A 21,325-nucleotide genomic window follows, 5' to 3' on the forward strand; every position below is an offset into this window, starting at 1 on the left:
GCTCAGGCGAGGCGCCCCAGCAGCAGGAACTCCATCAAGGCTTTCTGCGCGTGCATGCGGTTCTCGGCCTCGTCCCACACCACGCTCTGCGGCCCGTCGATGACTTCGGCCGAGACTTCCTCCCCGCGGTGCGCGGGCAGGCAATGCATGAAGAGTGCGTCCGGCCTGGCCAGTTGCATCATGGCCTCGTCCACGCACCACTGCGCAAAGGCGGCGCGGCGCACCTCGTTCTCGGCCTCGAAACCCATGCTGGTCCACACGTCGGTGGTGACCAGATCGGCGTCGGCACAGGCTTCGCGCGGGTCCTTGAACACCTTGAAGCAGTTGCGGTCGCTGATGCCGGCCAGCTCGGGGTTCACCTCGTAGCCACTGGGGGTGCTCACGTGCACCGTGAACCCGAGCAACTCGGCCGCCTGCAGCCAGGTGTTGGCCATGTTGTTGCCATCGCCCACCCAGGCCACCACCTTGCCGCGGATCGCGTCCAGCGGTTGGCCGCTGGCGGCGGGGCGGTGCTCCACCAGGGTGAACAGGTCGGCCAGGATCTGGCAGGGGTGGAACTCGTTTGTCAGACCGTTGATGACGGGCACGCGCGAATGCGCGGCGAAGGCCTCGATCTTGGCCTGCTCGTAGGTGCGGATCATCACCAGATCGACCATGCGGCTGATCACCCGTGCGCTGTCCTCGATCGGCTCGGCGCGGCCGAGCTGGCTGTCGCCCGTGGTCAGGTGCACCACCGAGCCGCCCATCTGGTACATGCCGGCCTCGAAACTCACCCGGGTGCGCGTGCTGGCCTTCTCGAAGATCAGCGCCAGCGTGCGGTCGGGGTCCGCAAAGGGTTGGTACTTTTCGACCGCCTTGAACTTGCGTTTGATGAAGGCAGCGCGCGCGAACAGATGGGCGTATTCGTCGGCGCTCAGGTCCTTGAACTGCAGGTAGTGGCGGATGCTCATGGGCGCGGTCATTCGGCGAGGAAGGCGGTGATCAGCGGCAGCAGGATGCCCACGAGTTCGTCGGCTTCTTCGGTGGTGATGATGAGTGGCGGCACCAGGCGCACCACGCTGTCGGCAGTGACCGACAGCAGCAGCCCGGCGTCGGCCGCACGCTGCACCAGCACGCCACAGGGCTTGGTCAGCTCGATGCCGATCATCAGGCCTTGGCCGCGGATTTCCTTCAGGCCGGCCTGGCCGGCGAGGCCCTTTTCAAGCGCCTCGCGCAGGTGCTTGCCCACGCGCGCGGCATTGGCCAGCAGACCGTCTTCTTCCATGATGCGGATGGTCTCGACGCCCGCGCGCATGGACAGCGGATTGCCGCCAAAGGTGGTGCCGTGGTTGCCCGGCTGGAAGATATTGGCGGCCTTGGGGCCGGCCACCACGGCGCCGATGGTCACGCCCGAGCCCAGACCTTTGGCCAACGGCATCACGTCGGGCACGATGCCCGCCCACTGGTGGGCGAACCACTTGCCGGTGCGGCCCATGCCGCATTGAACCTCGTCGATCATGAGCAGCCAGTCGCGCTCATCGCACAGGGCGCGCACGTCCTTGAGGTATTGCGCGCGCATCGGGTTGACGCCGCCTTCGCCCTGGATGGTCTCGAAGAACACGGCGACCACGTTCGGGTTGTTGGCGGTGGCCTGCTTCAGGGTTTCGATGTCGTTGACCGGCACGCGCACGAAGCCCTCGACCAGCGGGCCGAAGCCGGCCTGCACCTTGGGGTTGCCGGTGGCCGACAGGGTGGCGATCGAGCGGCCGTGGAAGGCCTTTTCATAGACCACGATCTCGGGGCGTTCAATGCCTTTGTCGTGCCCGTACTTGCGCGCCAGCTTGAGCGCCGCCTCGTTGGCTTCCAGCCCGGTGCTGCAGAAAAAGACGTTGGTCATGCCCGAGCGCTCCACCAGCATCTGCGCCAGGCGTTCCTGGTCGGGCACGTGGTAGTAGTTGCTGCAGTGGATGAGCTTGGCGATCTGGTCCTGCAGCGCGGGCACCAGCTTGGGGTGGGCGTGGCCCAGCGTGTTGACGGCGATGCCGGCCAGCCCGTCGAGGTATTCCTTGCCGTTGATGTCCCAGACCCGGCATCCTCGCCCGTGCGACAGCGCGATCGGCACGCGGCCGTAGGTGTTCATCACGTGGGGTGAGGCGACGGGCTTGAGCGCGGCGTTCATGCAAAGACTCCGGAAGCGGGCCAGAAAAAGAAATCGGCTCAACGCCTGGGATCAGGGGAGCCGCTGAAGCGCGATTGTAGGCACACGTTGTGTATGCCACCGATGACAAGAAGGCATCAGAGCGATCGCCGCCGAGTGGGGTGGGAGGGACTCAGGGTATCCACCAGTCTTATATAAGATAGAATTCTCGCGCCCCCGCCCGGCGATCCCGGCAGCGAGGTGGTCCGATTCCTGCACAGGCCGGTGACCTTCCGGCTTACCCTCCACCCGATGGCAGCAACCCCGCCCAAGCAAGTCTTCATCCAGGGCATCACCCGCGATGGACGCACGTTCCGCCCGAGCGACTGGGCCGAACGTCTGGCGGGCGTGATGAGTGGCTTTCGCCCCGGCGGCTCGACCCCGGGCAGCCACCTGAGCTACTCGCCCTGGTGCGTGCCCAACGTCATCAACGGCATCAAGTGCGTGGTGGTGCACAGCGACCTGCGCGAGGCAGAGCCCATGGCCTGGGATTTCTGCATGAACTTCGCGCGCGACAACGAACTGCAGGTGGCGGACGCCTGCCTGCTCCCTGAGCCACCCAAGCGCTGAACCTGATCACTTTGCGTGGACGGCCCCTGACCGTCGGGGCAACAAAAAAGCCGTCTTGCGACGGCTTTTCTGCTTTGCTGGCAGCGCACCCGATTCAAACGGCAGGCCCTGTGCGGGCCCGGGCGGCTGAGGTGTGGGCTCAGGCTGCGGCAGCCAGGCCCTTGACCTTTGCGGACAGGCGGCTCTTGTCGCGAGCGGCCTTGTTCTTGTGGAAGATGCCCTTGTCGGCGATCGTGTCGACAACGGCTTGCATCTTGGCGAACAGCTCGGTGGCCTTGGCTTTGTCGCCAGCGACGACGGCCTTCTCGACGTTCTTCACCGCGGTGCGGTACTTGGAACGCAGCGAGCTGTTGGCGGCGTTGAGTTTGACGTCCTGGCGGGCGCGTTTGCGACCGGACGCCAGGCGGGGGTTCTTTTTCTTCGGCTTGGTGGCCATGGTGGTGTTCCTTCGGTGTTTGTGGATGTTGCCAGCAAAGCCCGCGATTATAGCCCGGACCATCTTTGGCATCGGGCTGGGTCGCTGAACGGGGTTAGGGCGCGCTTACACTCGCCCCCGTGTCGCTGTTCAAATCCGCCTCCCTGGTGTCGCTGCTGACGCTGGCTTCACGCATCACCGGCTTGGTGCGCGAGTTGCTGGTGGCGGCCACTTTCGGCGCCAGCGCACTCACCGACGCCTTCAACGTCGCCTTTCGCATCCCCAACCTGCTGCGACGCCTGTTTGCCGAAGGTGCCTTCAGCCAGGCCTTCGTGCCAGTGCTGGCCGGCACCCGCGAAAAGGAGGGCGACGAAGCCACCAAGGCTCTGATCGACCAGATCGCGACCGTGCTGGCGTGGGCGCTTTTGGTCACCTGCGTGTTGGGTGTGCTGGGTGCGCCGGTGCTGGTGTATGCGATGGCGGCAGGCCTGCAGCAGTCGCCCCAGGGTTTCGAGGCCGCGGTGGTCATGACGCGCTGGATGTTCCCCTACATCGGCTTCATGTCTTTCGTGGCTCTGGCGGCGGGCATCCTCAACACTTGGAAGCGCTTTGCCGTGCCCGCGGCCACCCCGGTCCTGCTCAACGTGGCCATGATTGCCGCGGCATGGTTTGGCGCGCCCTGGTTCGCCTCGCTGGGCATCGAGCCGATGTACGCCATGGCGGGCGGGGTCATGCTGGGTGGCCTGCTGCAGCTGGGCGTGCAGGTGCCGGCGCTGCGACGCATCGGCCTGTGGCCACGGGTGGGTTTGAGCTGGGCGGCGCTGAAGGCGGCCTGGGCGCACCCGGGCACACGCCGGGTCACCACGCTGATGGGGCCGGCTTTGCTGGGCGTGAGCGTGGCCCAGCTCTCGCTGCTGATCAACACCCAGATTGCGTCCCACCTGGCGGTGGGCAGTGTGAGCTGGCTTACCTATGCCGACCGTTTGATGGAGTTTCCCACCGCCTTGCTGGGCGTAGCGCTGGGTGTGGTGCTGCTGCCGCAACTGGCTGCGGCCCAGGCCGCCAGCGACAGCGATCGCTACAGCGCCTTGCTCGACTGGGGTCTGCGGCTGGTGGTGCTGCTGGCCGTGCCGTGTGCGGTGGCGTTGCTGACCTTTGCCCAACCCCTGGTGGCGGTGCTGTACCAGTACGGCAAATTCGGTGCGGGCGACGTCCGCCAGACGGCGCTGGCCCTCATGGGTTATGGCACTGGCCTGATCGGCCTCATCGCCATCAAGGTGCTGGCGCCGGGGTTTTATGCGTGCCAGGACATTCGCACGCCCGTGAAGATCGCCATCGGTGTGCTGGTGCTGACCCAGGTGCTCAATCTGGTGCTGGTGCCTCACCTGGCTCATGCTGGTCTGGCACTGGCGATCGGCCTGGGGGCTTTGGTCAATGCCACGCTGCTCCTGGTGGGCTTGAGGCGGCGGGGTGCCTATCGCCCGGCGCCGGGCTGGACACGGTTCCTGCTGCAGGTCCTGGCGGCGAGCGCCTTGCTGGCCGTGCTGCTGACCTGGCTCACCAACCAGATCAACTGGGTGGCTTTTGGCGGTGGCGCCTTGACCCGGGTCGGCCTTTTGGCTGTCAGCGTGGTGGCTGCGGCGGCGCTGTACTTCGGCGCCTTGGTGGTTTCGGGCTTGAACTTGCGCCAGTTCGTCCGACAATAGGCGCCGCGCGGCCCGTGCCGCCCAACGCCATGGCCTACAGCCTCGACTTCAGCGCTCCCACCCCTCTGGGCTACTTCGCGTCCCTGGTTCGCGACGACGACGCCTTGCCTTTGTTCGAGGCGGCGGTGGCGATTGCACAGGACGAGTACCCCGATCTGGACGTGCAGCAGGTGCTGGGCGACGTCGACCAGATGCTGGCGCGGGTCAGACGGCGTTGCCCGACGGATGCCGGTGCGCTGCAGCGATTGCGGGTGCTCAACCAGTTCTTCTTCCGCGACATGGGGTTTGGCGGCAACGTCAACAACTACTACGACCCCGACAACAGCTATCTGAACGCCGTGTTGCTCACCCGGCGCGGCATTCCCATCACGCTGGCCGTGCTGTGGCTGGAACTGGCTCAGGGGCTGGGGCTCAAGGCCAGGGGTGTCAACTTCCCGGGCCATTTCATGATCAAGGTGAACCTGCCGAACGGGCAGGTGGTGATCGACCCGTTCTCGGGCCAGTCGCTCAGCCGCGAAGACTTGTCGGAGCGGCTGGAGCCCTACAAGCGGCGCAACGGCCTGGTCGACGATTTCGACGTGCCGGTGGGGCTGTACCTGCAGGCGGCCCAGCCGCGCGAGATCCTCGCGCGCATGCTGCGCAACCTCAAGGAGATCCACCGCACACAGGAAGACTGGACGCGCCTGGTTGCGGTGCAGGACCGCCTGATCGTGCTGATGCCCGAAGCCTGGGTCGAGTACCGCGACCGCGGTCTGGCCTGGGCGGGCGCCGGGGACGTGCGCCAGGCGGTGCTCGACCTGGAGACCTTTGTCGATCACACCGACGACGCGCTGGAGCGCGAAACCATCGAGCGCCGCCTGCAGGAGTTGCGCCGAGCGCTCAATTCATGATGCGGCTGCTGATCGCCGGGGCCACCGGGCTGGTGGGCAGTCATGCGCTACGCCAGGCGCTGGCGCACCCGCAGGTGACCCAGGTGGTGGCGCCCACGCGGCGTGCGCTGCCCAGCCACCCCAAGCTGCTCAATCCGCAGGTTGACTACGAGCGTTTGCCCGAGCTGGCCGAGTGGTGGGCGGTGCAAGGCGTGATCTGCACCATCGGCACCACCATGAAGACCGCCGGCTCGCGCGCGGCTTTTCATCGCGTGGACCACGACTACCCCTTGCTGGTGGCGCAACTGGCGCAGCGCCACGGCGCGCAGGCCTATGCGTTCAATTCGGCGCTGGGGGCCGATCTGCAGTCGCGGGTCTTCTATTCGCGCACCAAGGGCGAGGTCGAGCGCGATCTGCTGGCGCTGGGCTACCCTTCGTTGACGCTGGTGCGCCCAGGCCTGATCGGAGGCGAGCGGGTGGAGTCGCGCCCGGCGGAGCGCGTGGGTATCGCGCTGACGCGCTGGCTCGGGCCGGTGCTGCCCCGGCGCTACCGCCTGGTGCCGCCCGAGGCCATCGCCCAGGCCTTGCTGCAGGGCGTGCTCGATGGCACGCCCGGGCTGCGCCTGGTGATGCCCGAGGCGATGGTCTGACGTGAAGGTCTGAGGTCGCGCCGCGCGGGTTCAGCCCACAGTGACGGCGGCGCCGCTGCCCCGGGGCGCAATGCGACCAATGGCATGCACCGTCTCGCCCAGGCTGCGCAGGGTGGCAGCACAGGCCTCGGCCTGATCGGCGGCAATCACCAACACCATGCCAATGCCGTTGTTGAAGGTGCGGTTCATCTCGACGTCGTCGATGCCCGCCGTGGCTTGCAGCCAGCCGAACAGCTCGCTTTGCGGCCAGCTGCCCTTGGTGAGGTGTGCGGCCAGCGCATCGGGCAGCACACGGGGGATGTTCTCGAGCAGGCCGCCGCCGGTGATGTGGGCCAGCGCCTTGATCGGGTGCTGGGCCAGCGCCGTCAGCACGTTCTTCACGTACAGGCGGGTCGGCTTCATCACTGCTTCGCGAAACGGCATGCCGTCCAGCGTGGCGGGCAGGTTCGCGCCCGCGCGCTCGATGCATTTGCGCACCAGCGAAAAACCGTTGGAATGCACCCCGTGCGAGGCCAGGCCCAGGACCACATCGCCCTCGGCGACGTCGCGGCCGGTCAGGATCCTGGATTTTTCGACCGCGCCCACGCAAAAGCCCGCCAGGTCGTATTCGCCGTCGGGGTACATGCCCGGCATCTCGGCGGTCTCGCCGCCGATGAGCGCGCAGCCGGAGAGCTCGCAGCCCTTGGCAATGCCGCCCACCACGGCCGCGGCCGTGTCGACATGCAGCTTGCCGCAGGCGAAGTAGTCGAGGAAGAACAGCGGCTCGGCCCCCTGGACCAGCACGTCGTTGACGCTCATGGCCACCAGATCGATGCCGACGGTGTCGTGCATGTTCCATTCGAAGGCCAGCTTGAGCTTGGTGCCCACACCGTCGGTGCCGCTGACCAGCACCGGCTCCTGGTAGCGCTTGGGTACCTCGAACAGGGCGCCGAAGCCGCCGATGCCCGCCAGCACACCCTCGCGCATGGTTTTCTTTGCCAGCGGCTTGATGCGCTCGACCAGGGCGTCGCCAGCGTCGATGTCAACGCCGGCGTCTTTGTAGGACAGGGGGGTGGTGCTCATGGGGCGGGGCCGGCGCAACCGGCAACAGGGGCAGAGAAGGGGGCGGGAAAAGTGCGGGGAAGTGCAGGAAGGGGTCCGGCGGTGCCCGTGGGTCGACCGATAGAATCCGGGGCGGATTTTACGGGCCGTCACCGCGACCCCGACGGCGCGCGGCCCGTTCCACCGACCGGCCCACCACCCATGACCTTCACCCCCACGCAAACCCGAGCCGCCGCCTGGGCCGTCCTGGCCGTCCTGGCCTGGGGCCTGCTGACGCTGCTGGCGCCGGTGCTCATGCCCTTCATCCTGGCGGCGGTCATGGCCTACGCCTTGCAGCCGCTGGTCGAGCGTTGGGTGCGCCGCGGGCTGCCGCGCTGGCTGGGCGCCGGCCTGGCCATCACCTTGCTCATGCTCGTGATGGCCGCTGTGCTGTTGCTCATCGTGCCGGTCATCACCCAGCAGGTGCCCTTGCTGCGCGAGCAGGTGCCGGCGCTGCTGGACAAGCTCAACGCCGGGCTCAAGCCCTGGGCGCAACGGCTGGGCGTGAACCTGCAGGTCGACGTGGCGCAGGTGCGCGCCTGGCTCACCCAGCTCATCAGCGGTCGCGGCGACGAGCTGCTGGCGGGCCTGTTGTCGTCGCTGCGCATCGGCGGCAGCGCCGTGGCCGCCTTGTTCGGCAACCTGTTCCTGACCCCGATCGTGGCGTTCTACCTGCTGATCGACTGGGACGCGATGGTCGGGCGCATCAAGGGCCTGATTCCGCCCCGTTGGCAAGCGAGCGTGCAGAGTTTTCTGGACGAGACCGATCAGGTGCTGGGCCAGTACCTGCGCGGGCAGTTGCTGGTGATGGGCGCGCTGGCCGTGTACTACGCGGTGGCGCTGGCGCTCACTGGCCTCAACCTGGCCCTGCCGATCGGCGTGTTCACGGGCCTCGCGGTGTTCGTGCCCTACCTGGGTTTCGGCCTGGGCATGGTGATGGCCGTGTTCGCGGCGGTGCTCGAGTTCCAGTCGGTGCTGGGCGTGGCCCTGGTGGTGGGCGTCTACCTGCTCGGGCAGCTCATCGAAAGCTTCTTCCTCACGCCGCGCCTGGTCGGCGAGGCGATCGGCCTGCACCCGATTGCGGTGATTTTTGCGCTGCTGGCGTTCGGCCATCTCTTCGGCTTCGTCGGCGTGCTGATCGCCTTGCCCGCCAGCGCCGTGCTGCTGGTGGCCATTCGCCGCGCGCGCCGGGGTTACCTGGCCAGCGACCTGTACCTGCAGGGCGCGCAGCCCGACAGAGGAGAGTCGTGAACCCGAACCCTCCGCCCATGAAGCAGTTGGCGCTGGACATCGGGTTGGCGCCCGTGCCCACGCTGGACAACTTCGTGGCGGTTGGCAACGAGGCGGTGGTCGATCACCTGCGGCTGTGGTGCGGCAACCCGACGCGCTCGCCCGTGCCGACCTTCCTCTGGGGCGAAAGTGGCAGTGGCAAGACCCATTTGCTGCGCGCGGTGCGCGAGGCGCTGCGTGAACACAGCGCGCCGGTGGGCTGGATGGACGCCACCACCTTCGATCCGCCCGACTTCGACGAGCGCTGGGAAGCCGTGCTGCTCGACGACGTGCATCTGTACACCGCGGCCCAGCAGGCGAACGCCTTCAACTGGTTCGTCAATGCCCAGAGTCCGGCGCATGGCCCGGCGCGCTGGGTGCTGGCCACCGCCGATCGGCCGCCCGCGGACCTGCTGCTGCGCGAGGACTTGCGCACCCGCCTGGGGTGGGGCCATGTGCACCACCTCAAGGCCCTGGGCGAGGCCGAACGCCGCTCCGTGTTGCGCCGCGCGGCCGACGAGCGCGGCGTGTTCCTGGGCGACGAGGTGATGGATTTCATGCTGCACCGCTTCTCCCGCGACCTCTCCAGTCTCATGCTGCTGCTTGAGCGCCTGGACGGCTACGCCCTGCGCACCCAACGCGCCATCACCATTCCGCTCATCAAGTCCATGCTCGAAGACGAGTGAGCCGACACACCGCATGCAACTGGCCCTTTTCGACCTCGACCACACGCTGATCCCGCTCGATTCCGATCACGCCTGGGGTGAATTCACCGTGCGCCTGGGATGGCGCGACGCTGACGACTTCCGCCGCGCCAATGACGGCTACTACGCCGCCTACAAGGCCGGCACGCTCGACATCCACGACTACGTACGCTTTGCCACCGGGGCGGTGCGCGAACGTGGTCTGGCCGAGGGGTGGCGCGCGCACGAGCGCTTCATGGCCGAGGTGATCCGCCCGGCCATGACCGATGTGGCACGCGCGCTGGTGCGGCGCCACCAGGACGCTGGCGATACCGTGGTCATCGTCACCGCCACCAACGCCTTCGTCACGCGGCCGATCGCACAGGCCTTTGGCGTCGAGCACCTCATCGCCATCGACCTCGAAACCGATGCGCAGGGTGAGCTGACCGGTGCCATTTCGGGCGTGCCCTCGTTTCGGGAGGGCAAGGTGGCGCGTGTGGAACAATGGCTGGCCCAACGCGGCCTTCACTGGGCCGACCTGGCGCACAGCACCTTCTACAGCGACTCGATGAACGATCTGCCGCTGCTCGAAAAGGTGCACGAACCGGTGGCCACCAACCCCGACGAGCGCCTCGCCACCCTTGCGCAAGAACGCGGCTGGCGCATTCTCAACCTATTCGAATGATCAAGAAATTCATCGACAAGCTGCTGGGCAAGTCCAGCGCGCGGCGGGGCGCTTCGCGTTTCGGCAAGCGCGAGGACGTGCCAGCCAGCGTGCACGGCATCAACCCCAAGCTGGTGGACCAGCGCGCACTGGACGTGGTGCACACGCTCAAGCAGGCCGGCTACGAGGCCTATATCGTGGGTGGCGCGGTGCGCGACCTGCTGCTCGGCCTGCGCCCCAAGGATTTCGACGTTGCCACCAGCGCCACGCCCGAACAGGTCAAGGGCCTGTTCCGCCGCGCCTTCATCATCGGTCGGCGCTTTCGCATCGTGCACGTGGTGTATGGGCGGGGGCGTGAGCACGAGGTGATCGAGGTATCGACGTTTCGCGCTTACCTCGACAGCGCCGACGCCGAGCAGGTGGCGGGCAACGAGCGCACCAGCAAGGGCGAGCTCTCGCGCATGACCCACGCGGTGGACGCCAGCGGGCGTGTGCTGCGCGACAACGTCTGGGGGCCGATCGAGCAGGACGCGGCGCGCCGCGACTTCTCGATCAACGCCATGTACTACGACCCGGAGTCGCAGACGGTGGTCGATTTCCACCACGGCATCCGCGACGCGCAGAAGAAGGTGCTGCGCATGATCGGTGACGTGCCGACGCGCTACCGCGAAGACCCGGTGCGCATCCTGCGCGCGGTGCGCTTCCTGGCCAAGCTGGCGCCGCTGGGGTTCAAGCTCGATGCCAAGACCCGCGAGCCCCTGCAGGCGGCCAGATCGCTGCTGCAGGACATCCCCCAAAGCCGCATGTTCGACGAGATGCTCAAGCTGGTGCAAACCGGACACGCGCTGTCCAGCGTGGCACAGCTCAAGGCCCTGGGCCTGGATCGCGGCATCTATCCACTGCTCGATTTGCTGGTGCAGCGCACCGACGACCCATTGGTTCAACTGGCCCTGCAGGACACCGATCGCCGGGTGGGTGAAGGCAAGCCGGTGGCGCCCAGCTTCCTGCTCGCCTGTGTGCTCTGGAGCGACGTACGACGCGGTTGGGAGCGCCGCCTTGAGTCCCGCCCCGACCGCAAGCCGGTGCCAGCGTTTGCCGCCCTGCAGGACGCGATCGACGAAGCCTTCGATGCGCGCATCGGCGATGTGTCCGGTCGCGGCAAGCTGGGTGCGGACATGCGCGAGATCTGGCTCATGCAGCCGCGGTTCGAAAAACGCACCGGCAGCGGTGTGTTCACGCTGGTGGAGCAGCCGCGATTTCGCGCCGGCTTCGACTTCTTGCGCCTGCGCGCGCAGACCGGCGAGATCGAGGAGGAACTGGCGCACTGGTGGGAGACCTTCAGCACCGCCAGCGACGACAGGCGCCACGACATGGTGGACGCGCAACGCACAGCCGGGCGTGGCGCACCCAAGGTGCGCCGCGTCAAGCGCGGCGATCCGGACCACCCGGGCGCGCAGAGCGAAGAAGACCCGCGCTGGCGTGCCGTGGACACGGCCGAACCGTCTGGCGGCGACGATGCGCCCGCCGACCCGGCTTCTGCTGACGAAGGCGCTGCGCCCGCCAAGAAGCGCCGCCGTCGCCGGCGCAAACCCGGTGGAGGCACGCCGAGTGTGGATGGCGGTGCCGCCACTGACTCCCCTGAAGGGGGAGGCCGTGACGACTGAGGTCACCGCCTACATCGGAATCGGCGCCAATCTGGGCGATCCCCTGATGGCGGTCAGGGGCGCGCTGGAACACCTGGGCTGGACACCGGGCCTTCGGGTATTGCGTCAATCGTCGATGTACCGCACGGCGCCTTTCCAGGCCAGCGGACCCGATTTCATCAACGCGGTGGCCGAGATTTCCACCACCCTGAGTCCCCCCGCGCTGCTGACGGCCATGCAGGCGATCGAGGATGCCGCGGGGCGCGCACGGCCCTATCGCAATGCGCCGCGCACGCTCGATCTTGACCTGCTGCTGTATGGCGATGAGCGCATCGACTCGCGCCGCCTGACGGTGCCGCATCCGCGCATGCACGAGCGGGCGTTTGTGCTGGTACCCCTGGCCGAGATCAACCCGTCGCTGGTGCCACCCAAATGGCTGGCGGCCGTTGCCGATCAACGCATCGAGCGGGTGGCCGATTCGGCATAGGCAAGCGGTGGGTTCAGGGCGCCAGCCGCTCGCGAACCCAGGAGGTGTCTTCAAGGCGGTAGCGCAAGCGGTCGTGCAGGCGGCTCTTGCGACCTTGCCAGAACTGCCAGGCTTGCGGCACCAGCCGGTAGCCACCCCAGTGGGGCGGGCGCGGCGGCTTGAGGAGGAACTGCGCGCCGTACTTGGCTGCGTTGGCCACCAGCACCGCCCGGCTGTCGATCACTTCGCTCTGGGGGCTGGCCCAGGCGCCAATGCGGCTGTCCAGCGGGCGGCTGTGGAAGTAGGCGTCGCTTTCTTCGTCGCTGGTCTTCTCGACGACGCCTTCGATGCGCACCACGCGCTCGAGCTCGACCCAGTGGAACTGCAGTGCCGCAAACGGATTGCCCGCCAGCTCCTGGCCTTTGCGGCTTTGGTAGTTCGTGTACCAGACGATGCCGCGCGCGTCATAGCCCTTGATCAGCACCACTCGCGTGCTCGGTCGCAGATCGCAGCCCACCGTGGCCAGCGTCATGGCATTGGGTTCGGGCACCTGGGCCGCAATGGCCTCGTTGAGCCACTGCTCGAACTGGCGCAGCGGATCGGCGTGCGAGGCGTCTTCGCTCAGTTCGGCCTTCTCGTAGCTCTTGCGCAGGTCGGCGATGTTCATGGCGGCAGTTTAGTGCGCGTTCGTTTGGCGCTGCCCAGCAAATCAACTGGCCAGCCGCAGCAAGCGCTCCAGCGCATGGTCGTGGATGCCATGGTCCTTCAGGCCGTGCAGGGTGAGCCGGGCGTAGTCCAGCGTGGTGCCGAACTTGCCACATGAGCGCTGAAAGATGTCCTGGTAGCGTTCGGCGGGCAGCACGCCGGTGTAGCTCGGGCTGCGCCGCGACAGGGTGAACGCCAGCGCGCTCACCTCGCCCTGGGGCGTTCGGGCACGCAACCATTTGGGGTCGTAGACCGGGTTGGGCATCTCGCGCGCCCACAGGCGTGGCATCAGGTCCTCGACTTGGTCGTGAGGCACCCGCAAGGCCAGGCCGTCGCAACTGCCACCGGGCAACAGGGCAAACACCAGGCCCGGGCACTCTGGCGTGCCGCGGTTGACGCGGCTCCACATCTGCAGGCAGCGATGAAATCCGTGTACGCGCGCCGGGCGGGTTTCCGCTGCGTCGAACTCTGGGCGCCACACCAGCGAGGCGTAGGCGAACAACCAGAGGTCGGCGCGCGGGCCCTGGGCACGCCAATCGGCCAGGGCTTCTTGCATCATGGCCGCACCATCGCGTTCGGCCGGGTTCCAGGTGGTGGGGCGTCTCATGGGGTCACGCCGCTTGCCTACAATGCCAAATTCGCTTGTTCACGCAATTCCCAGGAGTTCTTCGCATGGCCACACAGGATAACGAACCCGAGCAGCGCGTCGTCGCCGTGGTGCTCATTGCCCTCATCGTGCTGATCATTGGCGGCGTGTTGGGGCTGGGGGTGTTTTCTGCTCGGGGTGGCAAAGCGCCCAAAGCCGATGGCAAGCCCGCCATGGCCGCGCCGGCGGCCACCACGGCACCGGCACCGGCGTCGGCCAGCGACGCCAGCGTGGTGGTTGACAACGGCGTGGTGAAGTTCTATTTCGCCACCGGCAAGGCCGACCTGGCCGCCGGCGCACTGGGCGCCCTGGCCGAGGCTATCGAAGCCGCCAAGGGTGGTGCCCGTCTGGTGATTTCGGGCTTTCACGACGCCACTGGCGATCCGGCGTTCAACGCCGAGCTGGCCAAGCAGCGTGCTTTCGCGGTGCGCGACGCCCTGGTGGGGGCGGGGGTGGCCGAGACCAGCCTGGAGCTGAAGAAGCCGGAAGTGACCACCGGCAGTGGCGCCGATGCCGAGGCACGCCGCGTTGAGGTGGTGATCGCGCGCTGATACCTGTGGCAATCAGCAAAAAGCCCGCTCTTGAGCGGGCTTTGTTTTTGCAGCATCGGATGCAAGGGCAGCTGGGCAGAAGGCCTCAGCGAAGGCCCTGGCCGCCGGCCTCGTGGTCGCGCTGGATCAGCTCGATCTTGTAGCGGCTCAATTCAATTAACCTATTTGCACAACCCTTTGAAAATCAAAGGCTTGCAATAGCACCGCCAACGATTGACCGCCTCGATTGGCTCAGGAGTTGCCTCAAGCCGCCACGAATTGGCGGCTGAGACGCCGGGGATTCGATTACATTGCCGTCTAAACGAGTTGGAGACAGGCAATGGCCAGAGCGCGCATGAAGCCCTCGGGGAAGTGGGAGATCGGGTTGCGTCACCCGTCGCTGCCACAGGGGCGCAGGTACTTCACCTTCGACACCGAGGCCGAGGCCAACGCCTACGCCGAGCAGTGGCGCCTGATGAAGCTGGCCGGCATCGAGCCGCCCGCAGAGCTGCTCAAGCCCGTGGAGCGCGGCGAGTCGCTGGGCTACCTGGTCCGCCTGTGGGCCAACAGCGGCCACGCCGCGCCAAGCCAGCAGATCACGCTGAGCGCCCTGATCCGCGAGGTCGGCGCCGTGAAGTTGCGAGACGCGAACTACGCCTGGCTGGCCAGCTATGTCCAGTCGCTGAAGGTCGGGCGCAACCTCTCGCCGAACAGCATCCGGCACCGCATCCAGGCCCTGGGCCGCGCGATCGACGAGTTCCTGCGGCACAACCCCGACGTGGTGATGCAGAACCCCGTGCGCCTGCTACCCAAGGGCTACAGCGCCTACAACGACGTCGACCAGAAGCTGGTTGTGGCCGCCGACAAGAAGGTCAAGCGCGACGTGGCGCGCGATCGCAGGCTCAAGCCGGGCGAGGAGGAGGCCATCGTGCGCGCGCTCTCCGGCTGGCAGCGGCCCGACCGCGAGCGCGGGCTGATGCTGATCGGCGGCAATGCGCTGCTGACCATGTTCCTGCTGATCGTGAACTCGGGGCTGCGGCTACGTGAGGCCTACACTCTGCGGCGCAGCCAGGTCGACCTGGAGGGCAAGGTGCTGCACGTGCAGAACAGCAAGCAGTGGCGCGGCAAGGTCACGTTCCGCGAGGTGCCCATGCGCCCGGAGGTGCACCGTGCGCTGGTGGACTACCTGGCCACGCGCCACCTGCTGCCCGCGGCCTACCTGTTCCCGTTCCTCGATGAGGATGACGGCATCCCGCTGGCGAAGTGCTCGGGCCGTCTCTCTGCGCGCTACCGGATCGCCTTCGAGTACGCGGGGTGCCGGGACCTGCGCGAGCACGATCTGCGGCACGAGGCCACATGCCGCTGGCTCGAGCTCAAGGATGCGCGCGGGCAGTGGATGTTCCGCCTCGAGGAGGTCAACCGCATCATGGGCTGGACGGCCAACTCGACCATGGCCCAGCGGTACGCGAGCTTCCGGGGCTCGGATCTCGCGCAGCGGCTGTGGGTCAGTGAGGAACCGGCAGCGCCGGGGCGGCGCGGCGCTGGGGCTTCGCGCGCTTGATCGGCGTGGGCGCGGAAGGAGAGCGGGCCGCGCGCCGCTCCTCGGCTTCCCTGCGGCCGCGCTCGGCCAGGTAGGCCAGCAGGTCGGCGCGCACGAACAGCCAGCCGCGGCCGATCTTCACGCCCGGGATCTCGCCGGCGCGGGCCAACTCTTCGACCTGGTCGACCGAGCAGAGCAGCAGCTCGGCGCAGGCAGCGGAGTCGAGGGTTTCGGTCACGCACTCCTCCATGGGATCAGCGGCGCGTCCTTGCGCACCTTGTGCTTGCCGCGCGCGAGCGGGTGTTTCGGGTAGCCGCCGGCGGTCTTGCCCAGGCAGTAGAGCGGCACGCCATCCGGCAGCGCGGCCTCGATCTCTTCCAGCACGTTGTCGAACCAGAAGTAGCAGCGGCCGGCCAGTGCGCCCCATGCCAGCAGCACCGCGCCGGCGCGCTCTACCTGCTTCTGGATCTCGGCCAGGTTGAAGTGCAGGGCGTCGCGCTCGTACCAGGCCTGGCGCTTGTCCCAGGTGTTGACCATGTCGATGGCCTCGGCCGGCTTCGGGCTGCGCAGCGGGATGCCGTTCACCACCACGATGCCGCCGTAGCCGTTGTGGCTGGCGATCTGGCAGAGCAGGGTGATGGTCGGATCGTCCTCGAGGTGGTTGGCCGTGCTGGGGTTGAACATGCACACCAGCAGCTTCGGGCGGCCGTCCCACGTACGGGTAAGGGTCCAACGGTAAGCGCCGCACTTCGAGAGGCTGGCGGAGCGGGTCATGCCGGTCAACATTGGCTGCCTTTCAGAACGGGATGTCGCATCGGTCGTATCGCCATCCGATGGGAACGGTCAGCGGATCGCCGTTGCTCGGGTGAAGCGCGTACAGGTCCATCAACCGCTGCACCAGAGATGGCGGCTCGTAGCTGTAGCCGTTCAGGCGCAGCAGAAGGCGACTCAGGTGATGGGCGCGGTAGTAGCGCTCGCGGGTCCAGCGGAAGCGGCGGCTCATGGAAGTTCTCCGTAGGCGAACTCGATCCGGGTCACGATCGTGCTGGGCGTGCAGCCTTTGTGCGTGGCGCAGAACATCGCCACCCAAGTGCTCGGGAAGCGGTAGACGGGGTGCCAGGCGAAGCCCTCGCGACGCACCTCCTCGAAGCCGTACTCGGTGTCGGTGGTCATCATGTCCAGGGGCTCGCGGCGCACGCTCACGATGCGCAGCGGGTCGCGCAGGACTTGGATCTTCTCGCCCGGCCGCAGGCCCATGCACTTCCTCACCGGGCGGATCAGGTCGCCCGGCTTGAGCTGCAGCCAGCCCAGTCGGCGCGTCACGTCCTTACTGCCGTCCATGATCTGGTCGACGGTGAGGGCGAAGCTCATGTTCCTCATCCCGGCACCTCGTCCCACGTGCGGCCGTCCAGCTCGCGCCCGGCGGCCTTTTTGCCGACGCGTGACAATTGAGCGCAGGCTGGTGTCATTTCCTCGCGCTCGCCGTCGTAGGCGCGGCCGTCGGGCCAGACATGGCACTGGCGCTGCTCAGGGTCCGCGCCGCCCGTCTGGTGCGACAGCGGCAGCCACTCGCCCCACTGCTTGAACAGGAACGGCACGCCCGCGGCCTGGCACTGATCGCGCAGGCTGCGCGCCCACTCAGGGTGCATCGGCCGCGCCTGGGGGCCGCTCTCGCCGCCGACGATGACCCAATGCAGCCCGTGCTCAGGGCTGCTCCATCCACGCAGAACATCGGTGCGAAGTCCGCGCCACGGGATCGCGCCCAAGTCCACCGGCCCCAGCAGCGGCTCCATGCTCAGGAAGCGCACGCGCGCATCGACGGCCAGCAGCTTGGTGATGTCGCGGTCAGCCTCTGGCTGGTTGCAGATGGTGGCGCCCAGCCAGACGTGCGGCGGCAGCGTGCCCGGCCGCAGGATGCGGCGCATCATGTCGGGCACGTTCCCGATGCGTTTCGTCAGCAGCAGCCAGTCCAGGTTCGGCGTGGCTTCGATCAGGTCGAACAGGTCGGCGCGCCAGAAGTCCGGCACTTCGTTGTCGAACACGTCGGCCAGGCTCGCGCAGAACACGCGCTGGCGGCGGCCGTGCTGGGCCCGGAAGGCGTCGGCCTGGGCGTTCCAGCGCAGCGGCTGCAGCCAGTTTCCTGGCGACGTACGGCGCCTCGGCTGGCCCGGCCCCCACACCACGCCCAGCGTGCGCGACGGTGTGCTGACCTCGGCGTAGCAGTGGTCGCAGGCCGGGCTGACCTTGGTGCAGCCGATCCACGGGTTGAACGTGTGGTCGGTCCATTCGATCTTCGAATCAGCGGCCATGTCGCGCCCTCCTGATGCCGAGCACGCTCTCGTAGTTGCCCATGGCCAGCGGCTGCAGCGGGCGCTGCTCGATCGTGATCACGAAGCCGAGATCCGCGGCGTCGGCCATGAGCCGCTGCGCGCGGTTGGTCAGGCTGTCGGCGGCGAAGCGCTCGCGCCACTCCACGCCCTTGCAGCCGCCGGCGTTCTTGCAAGCCTGGTGCTGGCAGGTGGCCAGCTCGCAGATGGGGCTGAGGTTGGTCAGCATGCAGCACCTCCGCGCGGCACGTACACCAGTTCGGCGCCGGCCTTCCTGGTCATCCAGTCGCTGCCGCTGCCCTCGTCGATGTAGAGCCAGCCGTAGCCGTCGAAGTCGTAGCGCGCGGCCACCGGCTCCCACACCTCCATGCCCAGCTGCTCGCGCAGCGCGTTGAGCGCCGCCGGTAGTTCCTCGGGCGTGGCTTCGAGCGCGAGCTGCAGCGCCGCGCGCAGCGGGTCAGCAGGCTGGTGCGGTACCGGCTCGTCGCGCATCTCGCGCACGGGCAGGCTGATCGGTTCGCGCGGGTCTTCGGCCTCGCGCTCGCTGGTGTCGATGCTGTCGGTCATCAGAAAAGCTCCAGTTGTCCGGGTTGTTCGTTCTGCATCTGCACCCAGTAGCGCGGGCTTCCCCACCATGGGTTTTCGTCCTTCCACACACCGTCGCGCACACTGCGGAGGCCGGACAGGAAGAACTCGCCGCGGTGGCCGTCGTCAAATGGTTGGTGTTGCCGATCCATGGCGTGCCGGCGCATCCTGATCACCTCGCGGATATCGTCTTCGCTCGGTGGCCAGACATGGCACACCTCTCCGCAATAGGCGTACATCGGTGCCAAGCCGACCGGGCGCAGGAAGGTTCCGACTGCGGGTGTCATGCGGCCTCCGGCTCGGCTTCGATGCTGTCGAACAGGGAGGGCATGGCCATCTCGCGCTCGGCGGCGCGCAGGTAGTGCACTTGGTCGGCGAAGTAGGCGGCGCTCAGCTCGGAACCCCGGGCCCTGCGCCCCAGCTTGATGGCGCGCACGCCCACCGTGCCCAGGCCATGGAACGGGTCGTAGACCGTCTCCCCTGGGTTGCTGTAGCGCTCGATCAGGCGGTCCACGATGTCGAACTGCAGCGGGCAGACGTGCTTCTCGACCGCGCGCGTGGTCTGCTCGCCGTTGAGCGTGCGCATGCGGTTGATGTCGTGCCACACGTCCGGGTGGTGGCTGCCCGGCGCCAAGCTCATGAACGTCGACGGCAGGGCGTTGCGCTCCTGCAGCTGCTCGCCGATGCTCACGTGGTGCTGGTAGTCGTACACCCGGCGCAGGCTGTCCTCGGTGAAGTACTTGGCCAGCTTGGCCGGACCCATGGCCGCCATCTCCTCGGCGGTCAGCAGACGGTTGCCGCTGGAGCGCCAGAAGGCGTGCGCATCGACCTGCCAGCGCGCCAGGCTGTAGTCCTCGATGGTCTTGCGCACGGGCTCATCAGCGTAGCCGCGGCTGCGGTCGCTCTGGGGCTTGTGGAACAGCAGGATGTACTCGGGCGAGCCGACACCCATCTTGGTGCCGTCCTTGCGCATCTCGGTGTAGCCCAGGCGGTAGGTCTGGTTGTTCTCCCGCACCACGTCGGTGACCACCGTCACCATGCCCATGTAGTCGAAGCCGTGCTTGAGCCCATGGAACAGCGCTTCGGCGTGGAAAGGGCTCACGGTCGGGATGCCGGCACCGGTCACGTTGCCGAAGTTGATCCGGTCCTTCACGTGGCAGGCATAGATCCGGCCGGGCCGCAGGATCCGCAGCAGCTCGGGCGTGAGAAAGTCCATCTGCGCCCAGAAGTGATCGTTGCCCTCGGTGTGGCCGAAGTCGTTGTAGCTGGGCGTGTACTCGTAGTGGTTGGCGAACGGGATGCTGGTGACGATCAGATCGACCGAGTTCTCGGCCTGCTCGCGCGCCTCGAGCACACAGTCGTTGTTCGCCACCTCGAAGCGCTCGCCGCGCACCACCTGGCGCTGCACGCCGATGGTCCTGGCCAGCGTGTCCTGCATGGCCAGCTGGTCCAGGCCGTAGGCGCGCACCAGTTCGGCCATGCGTTGCTGCTGCTCGTCGTGGCGGCGCCACTTGGCCAGCAGGTCGGCCTTGATCTCGCGTTCGGCTTCTGTGTGCACGATGTCGATGCGCACGCGCTTGGTCTGCCCGAAGCGGAACGTGCGGTGCACGGCCTGGATGAAGTCGTTGAACTTGAAGCCGATGCCGGCGAACACCTCGCGGTGGCAGTGCCGCTGGAAGTTGCAGCCGCTGCCGGCGATCACTGGCTTGGTGGACAGCACCCGGTGGCGGCCGTCGCTGAAATCGATGATGCGCTGCTCGCGCTCGTCCAGGTCCTGAGAACCCCACACGCTCACCGCCTCGGGGATGGAATCCTGCAGAGCGTGGCGCTCGTCTTCGAGGTCGTGCCAGATGACGAAGTGGTCGGCAGGATCCGCAGCCACCAGGTCGCGCACCATGGCCACCCGCGCCGGCAGGCTGTCTCGCTTCTCGCGCGCCGCGGCGGACAGGCCCATGGCCACGTCGGGGATCAGCAGGCCCTGGCCGTTCTTCTCGTTGCCAGCGGCAGCGTAGTCGCTGGGTACCTCATGCCAGCGCACGTCGAGCTCGGGCAGGATGTATCCATCGTCGCTGTGGCCTAGGTCGCTGGGCTTGGTGATGAACACCGCCCAGCTCGCCACCCAAAGCCAGAACTCCTGCTCTTTGTGCGGGTACAGCGTCAGGTTGCCGGCCTTCTCGCTGTCGCGCTGGAAGAAGCGGGTCAGGGCCTGACCGGTGTCCATCACGCCGAGGTAGCCAGCGTAGTGGATCAGCTCCTTGTAGCGGTTCGGGTCCGGCGTGGCCGTGGCTACGAACTTGAACTCGACCGGCGCGAAGGCTGGCAGGAACTCCTGGTAGGTCTTGCTGCCAAAGCTTCGCAGGATGCTCGCCTCATCCAAGCTGGTGGCGCGGAACAGGCCCGGCGTGACCTTGCCCTCGCGCACGCTCTCGTAGTTGGTCAGGTAGACCGTGCGCTCGTCGGCGATCTCGCTGTCGCTGCGGATGAATCGCAGGTCCATGGCGAAGTCGCCTATGAAGCGCTCGGCCACCTCGCGGAAGAACTCCTGGCGCACGCCCAACGGCAGGACCTGCAGGCGCAGGCCTGGGCGGTGCTGGCCGATGATTCGCAGGATCTCAAGCTGAGTGGCTGTCTTGTGCAGGCCGAAGCTCGCGAACACAGCGCGGTTGCCGCCCTTCACGGCCCAGCGCACGATGTCGCGGGTGTGCGGCTTGAGCGCAGGGTTCACGGCATCCGTGGGCACGTCGAACCCGTTGAAGCTGGCCAGCTTCACCTTGCCGCGCAGGAACTCCTCGTAGGTCAAG

The 21,325-nt window shown here is 67.4% G+C and carries 26 protein-coding genes; 11 read left to right on the forward strand and 15 right to left on the reverse strand.

What is annotated here, in order from left to right:
- Nucleotides 1-2: 2 nt before the first annotated feature.
- Together argF and KF871_RS10620 are read right to left on the reverse strand one after the other, a co-directional pair.
- A complete protein-coding gene (gene argF, locus KF871_RS10615) occupies nt 3-962 on the reverse strand; it encodes an ornithine carbamoyltransferase (protein WP_291141787.1) in 960 nt (319 codons plus the stop codon).
- Nucleotides 959-2,158, reverse strand: coding sequence for an aspartate aminotransferase family protein (locus KF871_RS10620; RefSeq protein ID WP_291141790.1), 1,200 nt, complete (start codon nt 2,156-2,158; stop codon nt 959-961). The genes argF and KF871_RS10620 overlap by 4 nt, the downstream gene beginning before the upstream one ends.
- Before the next feature lie 270 nt (nt 2,159-2,428).
- On the opposite strand from KF871_RS10620, the gene KF871_RS10625 reads away from it, so the two are divergent.
- On the forward strand, nt 2,429-2,746 hold the full coding sequence (locus KF871_RS10625) for a DUF3579 domain-containing protein (protein WP_291141793.1): 318 nt from the start codon (nt 2,429-2,431) through the stop codon (nt 2,744-2,746).
- A gap of 139 nt (nt 2,747-2,885) precedes the next feature.
- Here the strand turns inward: KF871_RS10625 and rpsT are convergent, their stop codons facing one another.
- Entirely contained in the window at nt 2,886-3,182 is a 297-nt protein-coding gene (gene rpsT / locus KF871_RS10630) for a 30S ribosomal protein S20 (protein WP_070397575.1), read from the reverse strand.
- A gap of 119 nt (nt 3,183-3,301) precedes the next feature.
- Here rpsT and murJ point away from each other — a divergent pair, with 119 nt between their 5' ends.
- From murJ to KF871_RS10645, 3 genes are read left to right on the forward strand one after another with little or no spacing between them, the layout of a single operon-like run.
- The gene (gene murJ / locus KF871_RS10635; RefSeq protein WP_291141798.1) at nt 3,302-4,867 is read left to right on the forward strand and encodes a murein biosynthesis integral membrane protein MurJ; all 1,566 of its coding nucleotides are present in this window, start codon (nt 3,302-3,304) and stop codon (nt 4,865-4,867) included.
- Nucleotides 4,868-4,896: 29 nt separating this feature from the next.
- A complete protein-coding gene (locus KF871_RS10640) occupies nt 4,897-5,757 on the forward strand; it encodes a tetratricopeptide repeat protein (RefSeq protein WP_291141801.1) in 861 nt (286 codons plus the stop codon).
- Nucleotides 5,757-6,386: an NAD-dependent epimerase/dehydratase family protein gene (locus KF871_RS10645; protein ID WP_291142166.1), complete on the forward strand. Its 630-nt coding sequence runs from the start codon at nt 5,757-5,759 to the stop codon at nt 6,384-6,386. Before KF871_RS10640 ends, KF871_RS10645 begins: the two co-directional genes overlap by 1 nt.
- A gap of 30 nt (nt 6,387-6,416) precedes the next feature.
- On the opposite strand, the gene purM is transcribed toward KF871_RS10645, so the two are convergent.
- Complete coding sequence (purM, locus tag KF871_RS10650; RefSeq protein ID WP_291141804.1) at nt 6,417-7,448, reverse strand: phosphoribosylformylglycinamidine cyclo-ligase; 1,032 nt, start codon at nt 7,446-7,448, stop codon at nt 6,417-6,419.
- A gap of 180 nt (nt 7,449-7,628) precedes the next feature.
- Between purM and KF871_RS10655 the strand changes: the two genes are divergently transcribed.
- Genes KF871_RS10655 through folK form a run of 5 tightly spaced genes read left to right on the forward strand, consistent with a single transcriptional unit; the run spans nt 7,629 to nt 12,212 of the window.
- Nucleotides 7,629-8,717: an AI-2E family transporter gene (locus KF871_RS10655; RefSeq protein WP_291141807.1), complete on the forward strand. Its 1,089-nt coding sequence runs from the start codon at nt 7,629-7,631 to the stop codon at nt 8,715-8,717.
- A 17-nt stretch (nt 8,718-8,734) separates the two neighbouring features.
- Nucleotides 8,735-9,421, forward strand: coding sequence for a DnaA regulatory inactivator Hda (gene hda / locus KF871_RS10660; RefSeq protein WP_291142168.1), 687 nt, complete (start codon nt 8,735-8,737; stop codon nt 9,419-9,421).
- Nucleotides 9,422-9,434: 13 nt separating this feature from the next.
- A complete protein-coding gene (locus KF871_RS10665; RefSeq protein ID WP_291141810.1) occupies nt 9,435-10,103 on the forward strand; it encodes an HAD family phosphatase in 669 nt (222 codons plus the stop codon).
- On the forward strand, nt 10,100-11,746 hold the full coding sequence (gene pcnB / locus KF871_RS10670; RefSeq protein WP_291141813.1) for a polynucleotide adenylyltransferase PcnB: 1,647 nt from the start codon (nt 10,100-10,102) through the stop codon (nt 11,744-11,746). Before KF871_RS10665 ends, pcnB begins: the two co-directional genes overlap by 4 nt.
- Complete coding sequence (folK, locus tag KF871_RS10675; protein WP_291141816.1) at nt 11,697-12,212, forward strand: 2-amino-4-hydroxy-6-hydroxymethyldihydropteridine diphosphokinase; 516 nt, start codon at nt 11,697-11,699, stop codon at nt 12,210-12,212. Before pcnB ends, folK begins: the two co-directional genes overlap by 50 nt.
- Before the next feature lie 13 nt (nt 12,213-12,225).
- Here folK and pdxH read toward each other — a convergent pair whose 3' ends face one another.
- Nucleotides 12,226-12,858 (reverse strand): pyridoxamine 5'-phosphate oxidase, encoded by a 633-nt coding sequence (gene pdxH, locus KF871_RS10680; RefSeq protein WP_291141819.1) that lies wholly within the window; start codon nt 12,856-12,858, stop codon nt 12,226-12,228.
- A gap of 42 nt (nt 12,859-12,900) precedes the next feature.
- A complete protein-coding gene (locus KF871_RS10685) occupies nt 12,901-13,503 on the reverse strand; it encodes a gamma-glutamylcyclotransferase (protein WP_291141821.1) in 603 nt (200 codons plus the stop codon).
- Between the two features lie 65 nt (nt 13,504-13,568).
- Here KF871_RS10685 and KF871_RS10690 point away from each other — a divergent pair, with 65 nt between their 5' ends.
- Nucleotides 13,569-14,093 carry an OmpA family protein gene (locus KF871_RS10690; protein ID WP_291141824.1) on the forward strand — a complete coding sequence of 175 codons (525 nt, stop codon included), beginning with the start codon at nt 13,569-13,571 and terminating at the stop codon, nt 14,091-14,093.
- Between the two features lie 334 nt (nt 14,094-14,427).
- Nucleotides 14,428-15,633 carry a tyrosine-type recombinase/integrase gene (locus KF871_RS10695; protein ID WP_291141827.1) on the forward strand — a complete coding sequence of 402 codons (1,206 nt, stop codon included), beginning with the start codon at nt 14,428-14,430 and terminating at the stop codon, nt 15,631-15,633.
- Here the strand turns inward: KF871_RS10695 and KF871_RS10700 are convergent.
- Genes KF871_RS10700 through KF871_RS10740 form a run of 9 tightly spaced genes read right to left on the reverse strand, consistent with a single transcriptional unit; the run spans nt 15,578 to nt 21,324 of the window.
- Nucleotides 15,578-15,850: a helix-turn-helix domain-containing protein gene (locus KF871_RS10700; protein WP_291141830.1), complete on the reverse strand. Its 273-nt coding sequence runs from the start codon at nt 15,848-15,850 to the stop codon at nt 15,578-15,580. The genes KF871_RS10695 and KF871_RS10700 overlap by 56 nt on opposite strands.
- Entirely contained in the window at nt 15,847-16,386 is a 540-nt protein-coding gene (locus tag KF871_RS10705; RefSeq protein WP_291141833.1) for a DUF1643 domain-containing protein, read from the reverse strand. Before KF871_RS10705 ends, KF871_RS10700 begins: the two co-directional genes overlap by 4 nt.
- A 22-nt stretch (nt 16,387-16,408) precedes the next feature.
- Nucleotides 16,409-16,615: a hypothetical protein gene (locus tag KF871_RS10710; RefSeq protein WP_291141836.1), complete on the reverse strand. Its 207-nt coding sequence runs from the start codon at nt 16,613-16,615 to the stop codon at nt 16,409-16,411.
- Nucleotides 16,612-16,983: a hypothetical protein gene (locus KF871_RS10715; RefSeq protein ID WP_291141839.1), complete on the reverse strand. Its 372-nt coding sequence runs from the start codon at nt 16,981-16,983 to the stop codon at nt 16,612-16,614. The genes KF871_RS10710 and KF871_RS10715 overlap by 4 nt, the downstream gene beginning before the upstream one ends.
- Nucleotides 16,984-16,988: 5 nt before the next feature.
- The gene (locus KF871_RS10720) at nt 16,989-17,921 is read right to left on the reverse strand and encodes a phage Gp37/Gp68 family protein (RefSeq protein ID WP_291141841.1); all 933 of its coding nucleotides are present in this window, start codon (nt 17,919-17,921) and stop codon (nt 16,989-16,991) included.
- The gene (locus tag KF871_RS10725; protein ID WP_291141844.1) at nt 17,911-18,168 is read right to left on the reverse strand and encodes a hypothetical protein; all 258 of its coding nucleotides are present in this window, start codon (nt 18,166-18,168) and stop codon (nt 17,911-17,913) included. Before KF871_RS10725 ends, KF871_RS10720 begins: the two co-directional genes overlap by 11 nt.
- Complete coding sequence (locus tag KF871_RS10730) at nt 18,162-18,506, reverse strand: hypothetical protein (RefSeq protein WP_291141846.1); 345 nt, start codon at nt 18,504-18,506, stop codon at nt 18,162-18,164. The genes KF871_RS10725 and KF871_RS10730 overlap by 7 nt, the downstream gene beginning before the upstream one ends.
- Entirely contained in the window at nt 18,506-18,811 is a 306-nt protein-coding gene (locus KF871_RS10735; protein ID WP_291141848.1) for a hypothetical protein, read from the reverse strand. Before KF871_RS10735 ends, KF871_RS10730 begins: the two co-directional genes overlap by 1 nt.
- The gene (locus tag KF871_RS10740; RefSeq protein WP_291141851.1) at nt 18,808-21,324 is read right to left on the reverse strand and encodes a DNA methyltransferase; all 2,517 of its coding nucleotides are present in this window, start codon (nt 21,322-21,324) and stop codon (nt 18,808-18,810) included. Before KF871_RS10740 ends, KF871_RS10735 begins: the two co-directional genes overlap by 4 nt.
- Between the last annotated feature and the right edge of the window lies 1 nt (nt 21,325).

The sequence above is a fragment of the Hydrogenophaga sp. genome (assembly GCF_019635465.1).
Classification (GTDB): Bacteria; Pseudomonadota; Gammaproteobacteria; order Burkholderiales; family Burkholderiaceae_C; genus Hydrogenophaga.

What these genes read in the sequence shown, in the direction of transcription:
- KF871_RS10730 (WP_291141846.1), bottom strand. Translation starts at nt 18,506, where the DNA reads ATGACCGACAGCATCGACACCAGCGAGCGCGAGGCCGAAGACCCGCGC.
- folK (WP_291141816.1), top strand. Translation starts at nt 11,697, where the DNA reads ATGGCGGTGCCGCCACTGACTCCCCTGAAGGGGGAGGCCGTGACGACT.
- KF871_RS10695 (WP_291141827.1), top strand. Translation starts at nt 14,428, where the DNA reads ATGAAGCCCTCGGGGAAGTGGGAGATCGGGTTGCGTCACCCGTCGCTG.
- KF871_RS10720 (WP_291141841.1), bottom strand. Translation starts at nt 17,921, where the DNA reads ATGGCCGCTGATTCGAAGATCGAATGGACCGACCACACGTTCAACCCG.
- KF871_RS10710 (WP_291141836.1), bottom strand. Translation starts at nt 16,615, where the DNA reads ATGAGCCGCCGCTTCCGCTGGACCCGCGAGCGCTACTACCGCGCCCAT.
- KF871_RS10625 (WP_291141793.1), top strand. Translation starts at nt 2,429, where the DNA reads ATGGCAGCAACCCCGCCCAAGCAAGTCTTCATCCAGGGCATCACCCGC.
- KF871_RS10715 (WP_291141839.1), bottom strand. Translation starts at nt 16,983, where the DNA reads ATGAGCTTCGCCCTCACCGTCGACCAGATCATGGACGGCAGTAAGGAC.
- KF871_RS10665 (WP_291141810.1), top strand. Translation starts at nt 9,435, where the DNA reads ATGCAACTGGCCCTTTTCGACCTCGACCACACGCTGATCCCGCTCGAT.
- KF871_RS10645 (WP_291142166.1), top strand. Translation starts at nt 5,757, where the DNA reads ATGCGGCTGCTGATCGCCGGGGCCACCGGGCTGGTGGGCAGTCATGCG.
- hda (WP_291142168.1), top strand. Translation starts at nt 8,735, where the DNA reads ATGAAGCAGTTGGCGCTGGACATCGGGTTGGCGCCCGTGCCCACGCTG.
- pdxH (WP_291141819.1), bottom strand. Translation starts at nt 12,858, where the DNA reads ATGAACATCGCCGACCTGCGCAAGAGCTACGAGAAGGCCGAACTGAGC.
- rpsT (WP_070397575.1), bottom strand. Translation starts at nt 3,182, where the DNA reads ATGGCCACCAAGCCGAAGAAAAAGAACCCCCGCCTGGCGTCCGGTCGC.
- KF871_RS10725 (WP_291141844.1), bottom strand. Translation starts at nt 18,168, where the DNA reads ATGCTGACCAACCTCAGCCCCATCTGCGAGCTGGCCACCTGCCAGCAC.
- KF871_RS10620 (WP_291141790.1), bottom strand. Translation starts at nt 2,158, where the DNA reads ATGAACGCCGCGCTCAAGCCCGTCGCCTCACCCCACGTGATGAACACC.
- KF871_RS10705 (WP_291141833.1), bottom strand. Translation starts at nt 16,386, where the DNA reads ATGACCCGCTCCGCCAGCCTCTCGAAGTGCGGCGCTTACCGTTGGACC.
- KF871_RS10685 (WP_291141821.1), bottom strand. Translation starts at nt 13,503, where the DNA reads ATGAGACGCCCCACCACCTGGAACCCGGCCGAACGCGATGGTGCGGCC.
- KF871_RS10640 (WP_291141801.1), top strand. Translation starts at nt 4,897, where the DNA reads ATGGCCTACAGCCTCGACTTCAGCGCTCCCACCCCTCTGGGCTACTTC.
- purM (WP_291141804.1), bottom strand. Translation starts at nt 7,448, where the DNA reads ATGAGCACCACCCCCCTGTCCTACAAAGACGCCGGCGTTGACATCGAC.
- pcnB (WP_291141813.1), top strand. Translation starts at nt 10,100, where the DNA reads ATGATCAAGAAATTCATCGACAAGCTGCTGGGCAAGTCCAGCGCGCGG.
- KF871_RS10690 (WP_291141824.1), top strand. Translation starts at nt 13,569, where the DNA reads ATGGCCACACAGGATAACGAACCCGAGCAGCGCGTCGTCGCCGTGGTG.
- KF871_RS10735 (WP_291141848.1), bottom strand. Translation starts at nt 18,811, where the DNA reads ATGACACCCGCAGTCGGAACCTTCCTGCGCCCGGTCGGCTTGGCACCG.
- argF (WP_291141787.1), bottom strand. Translation starts at nt 962, where the DNA reads ATGACCGCGCCCATGAGCATCCGCCACTACCTGCAGTTCAAGGACCTG.
- KF871_RS10655 (WP_291141807.1), top strand. Translation starts at nt 7,629, where the DNA reads ATGACCTTCACCCCCACGCAAACCCGAGCCGCCGCCTGGGCCGTCCTG.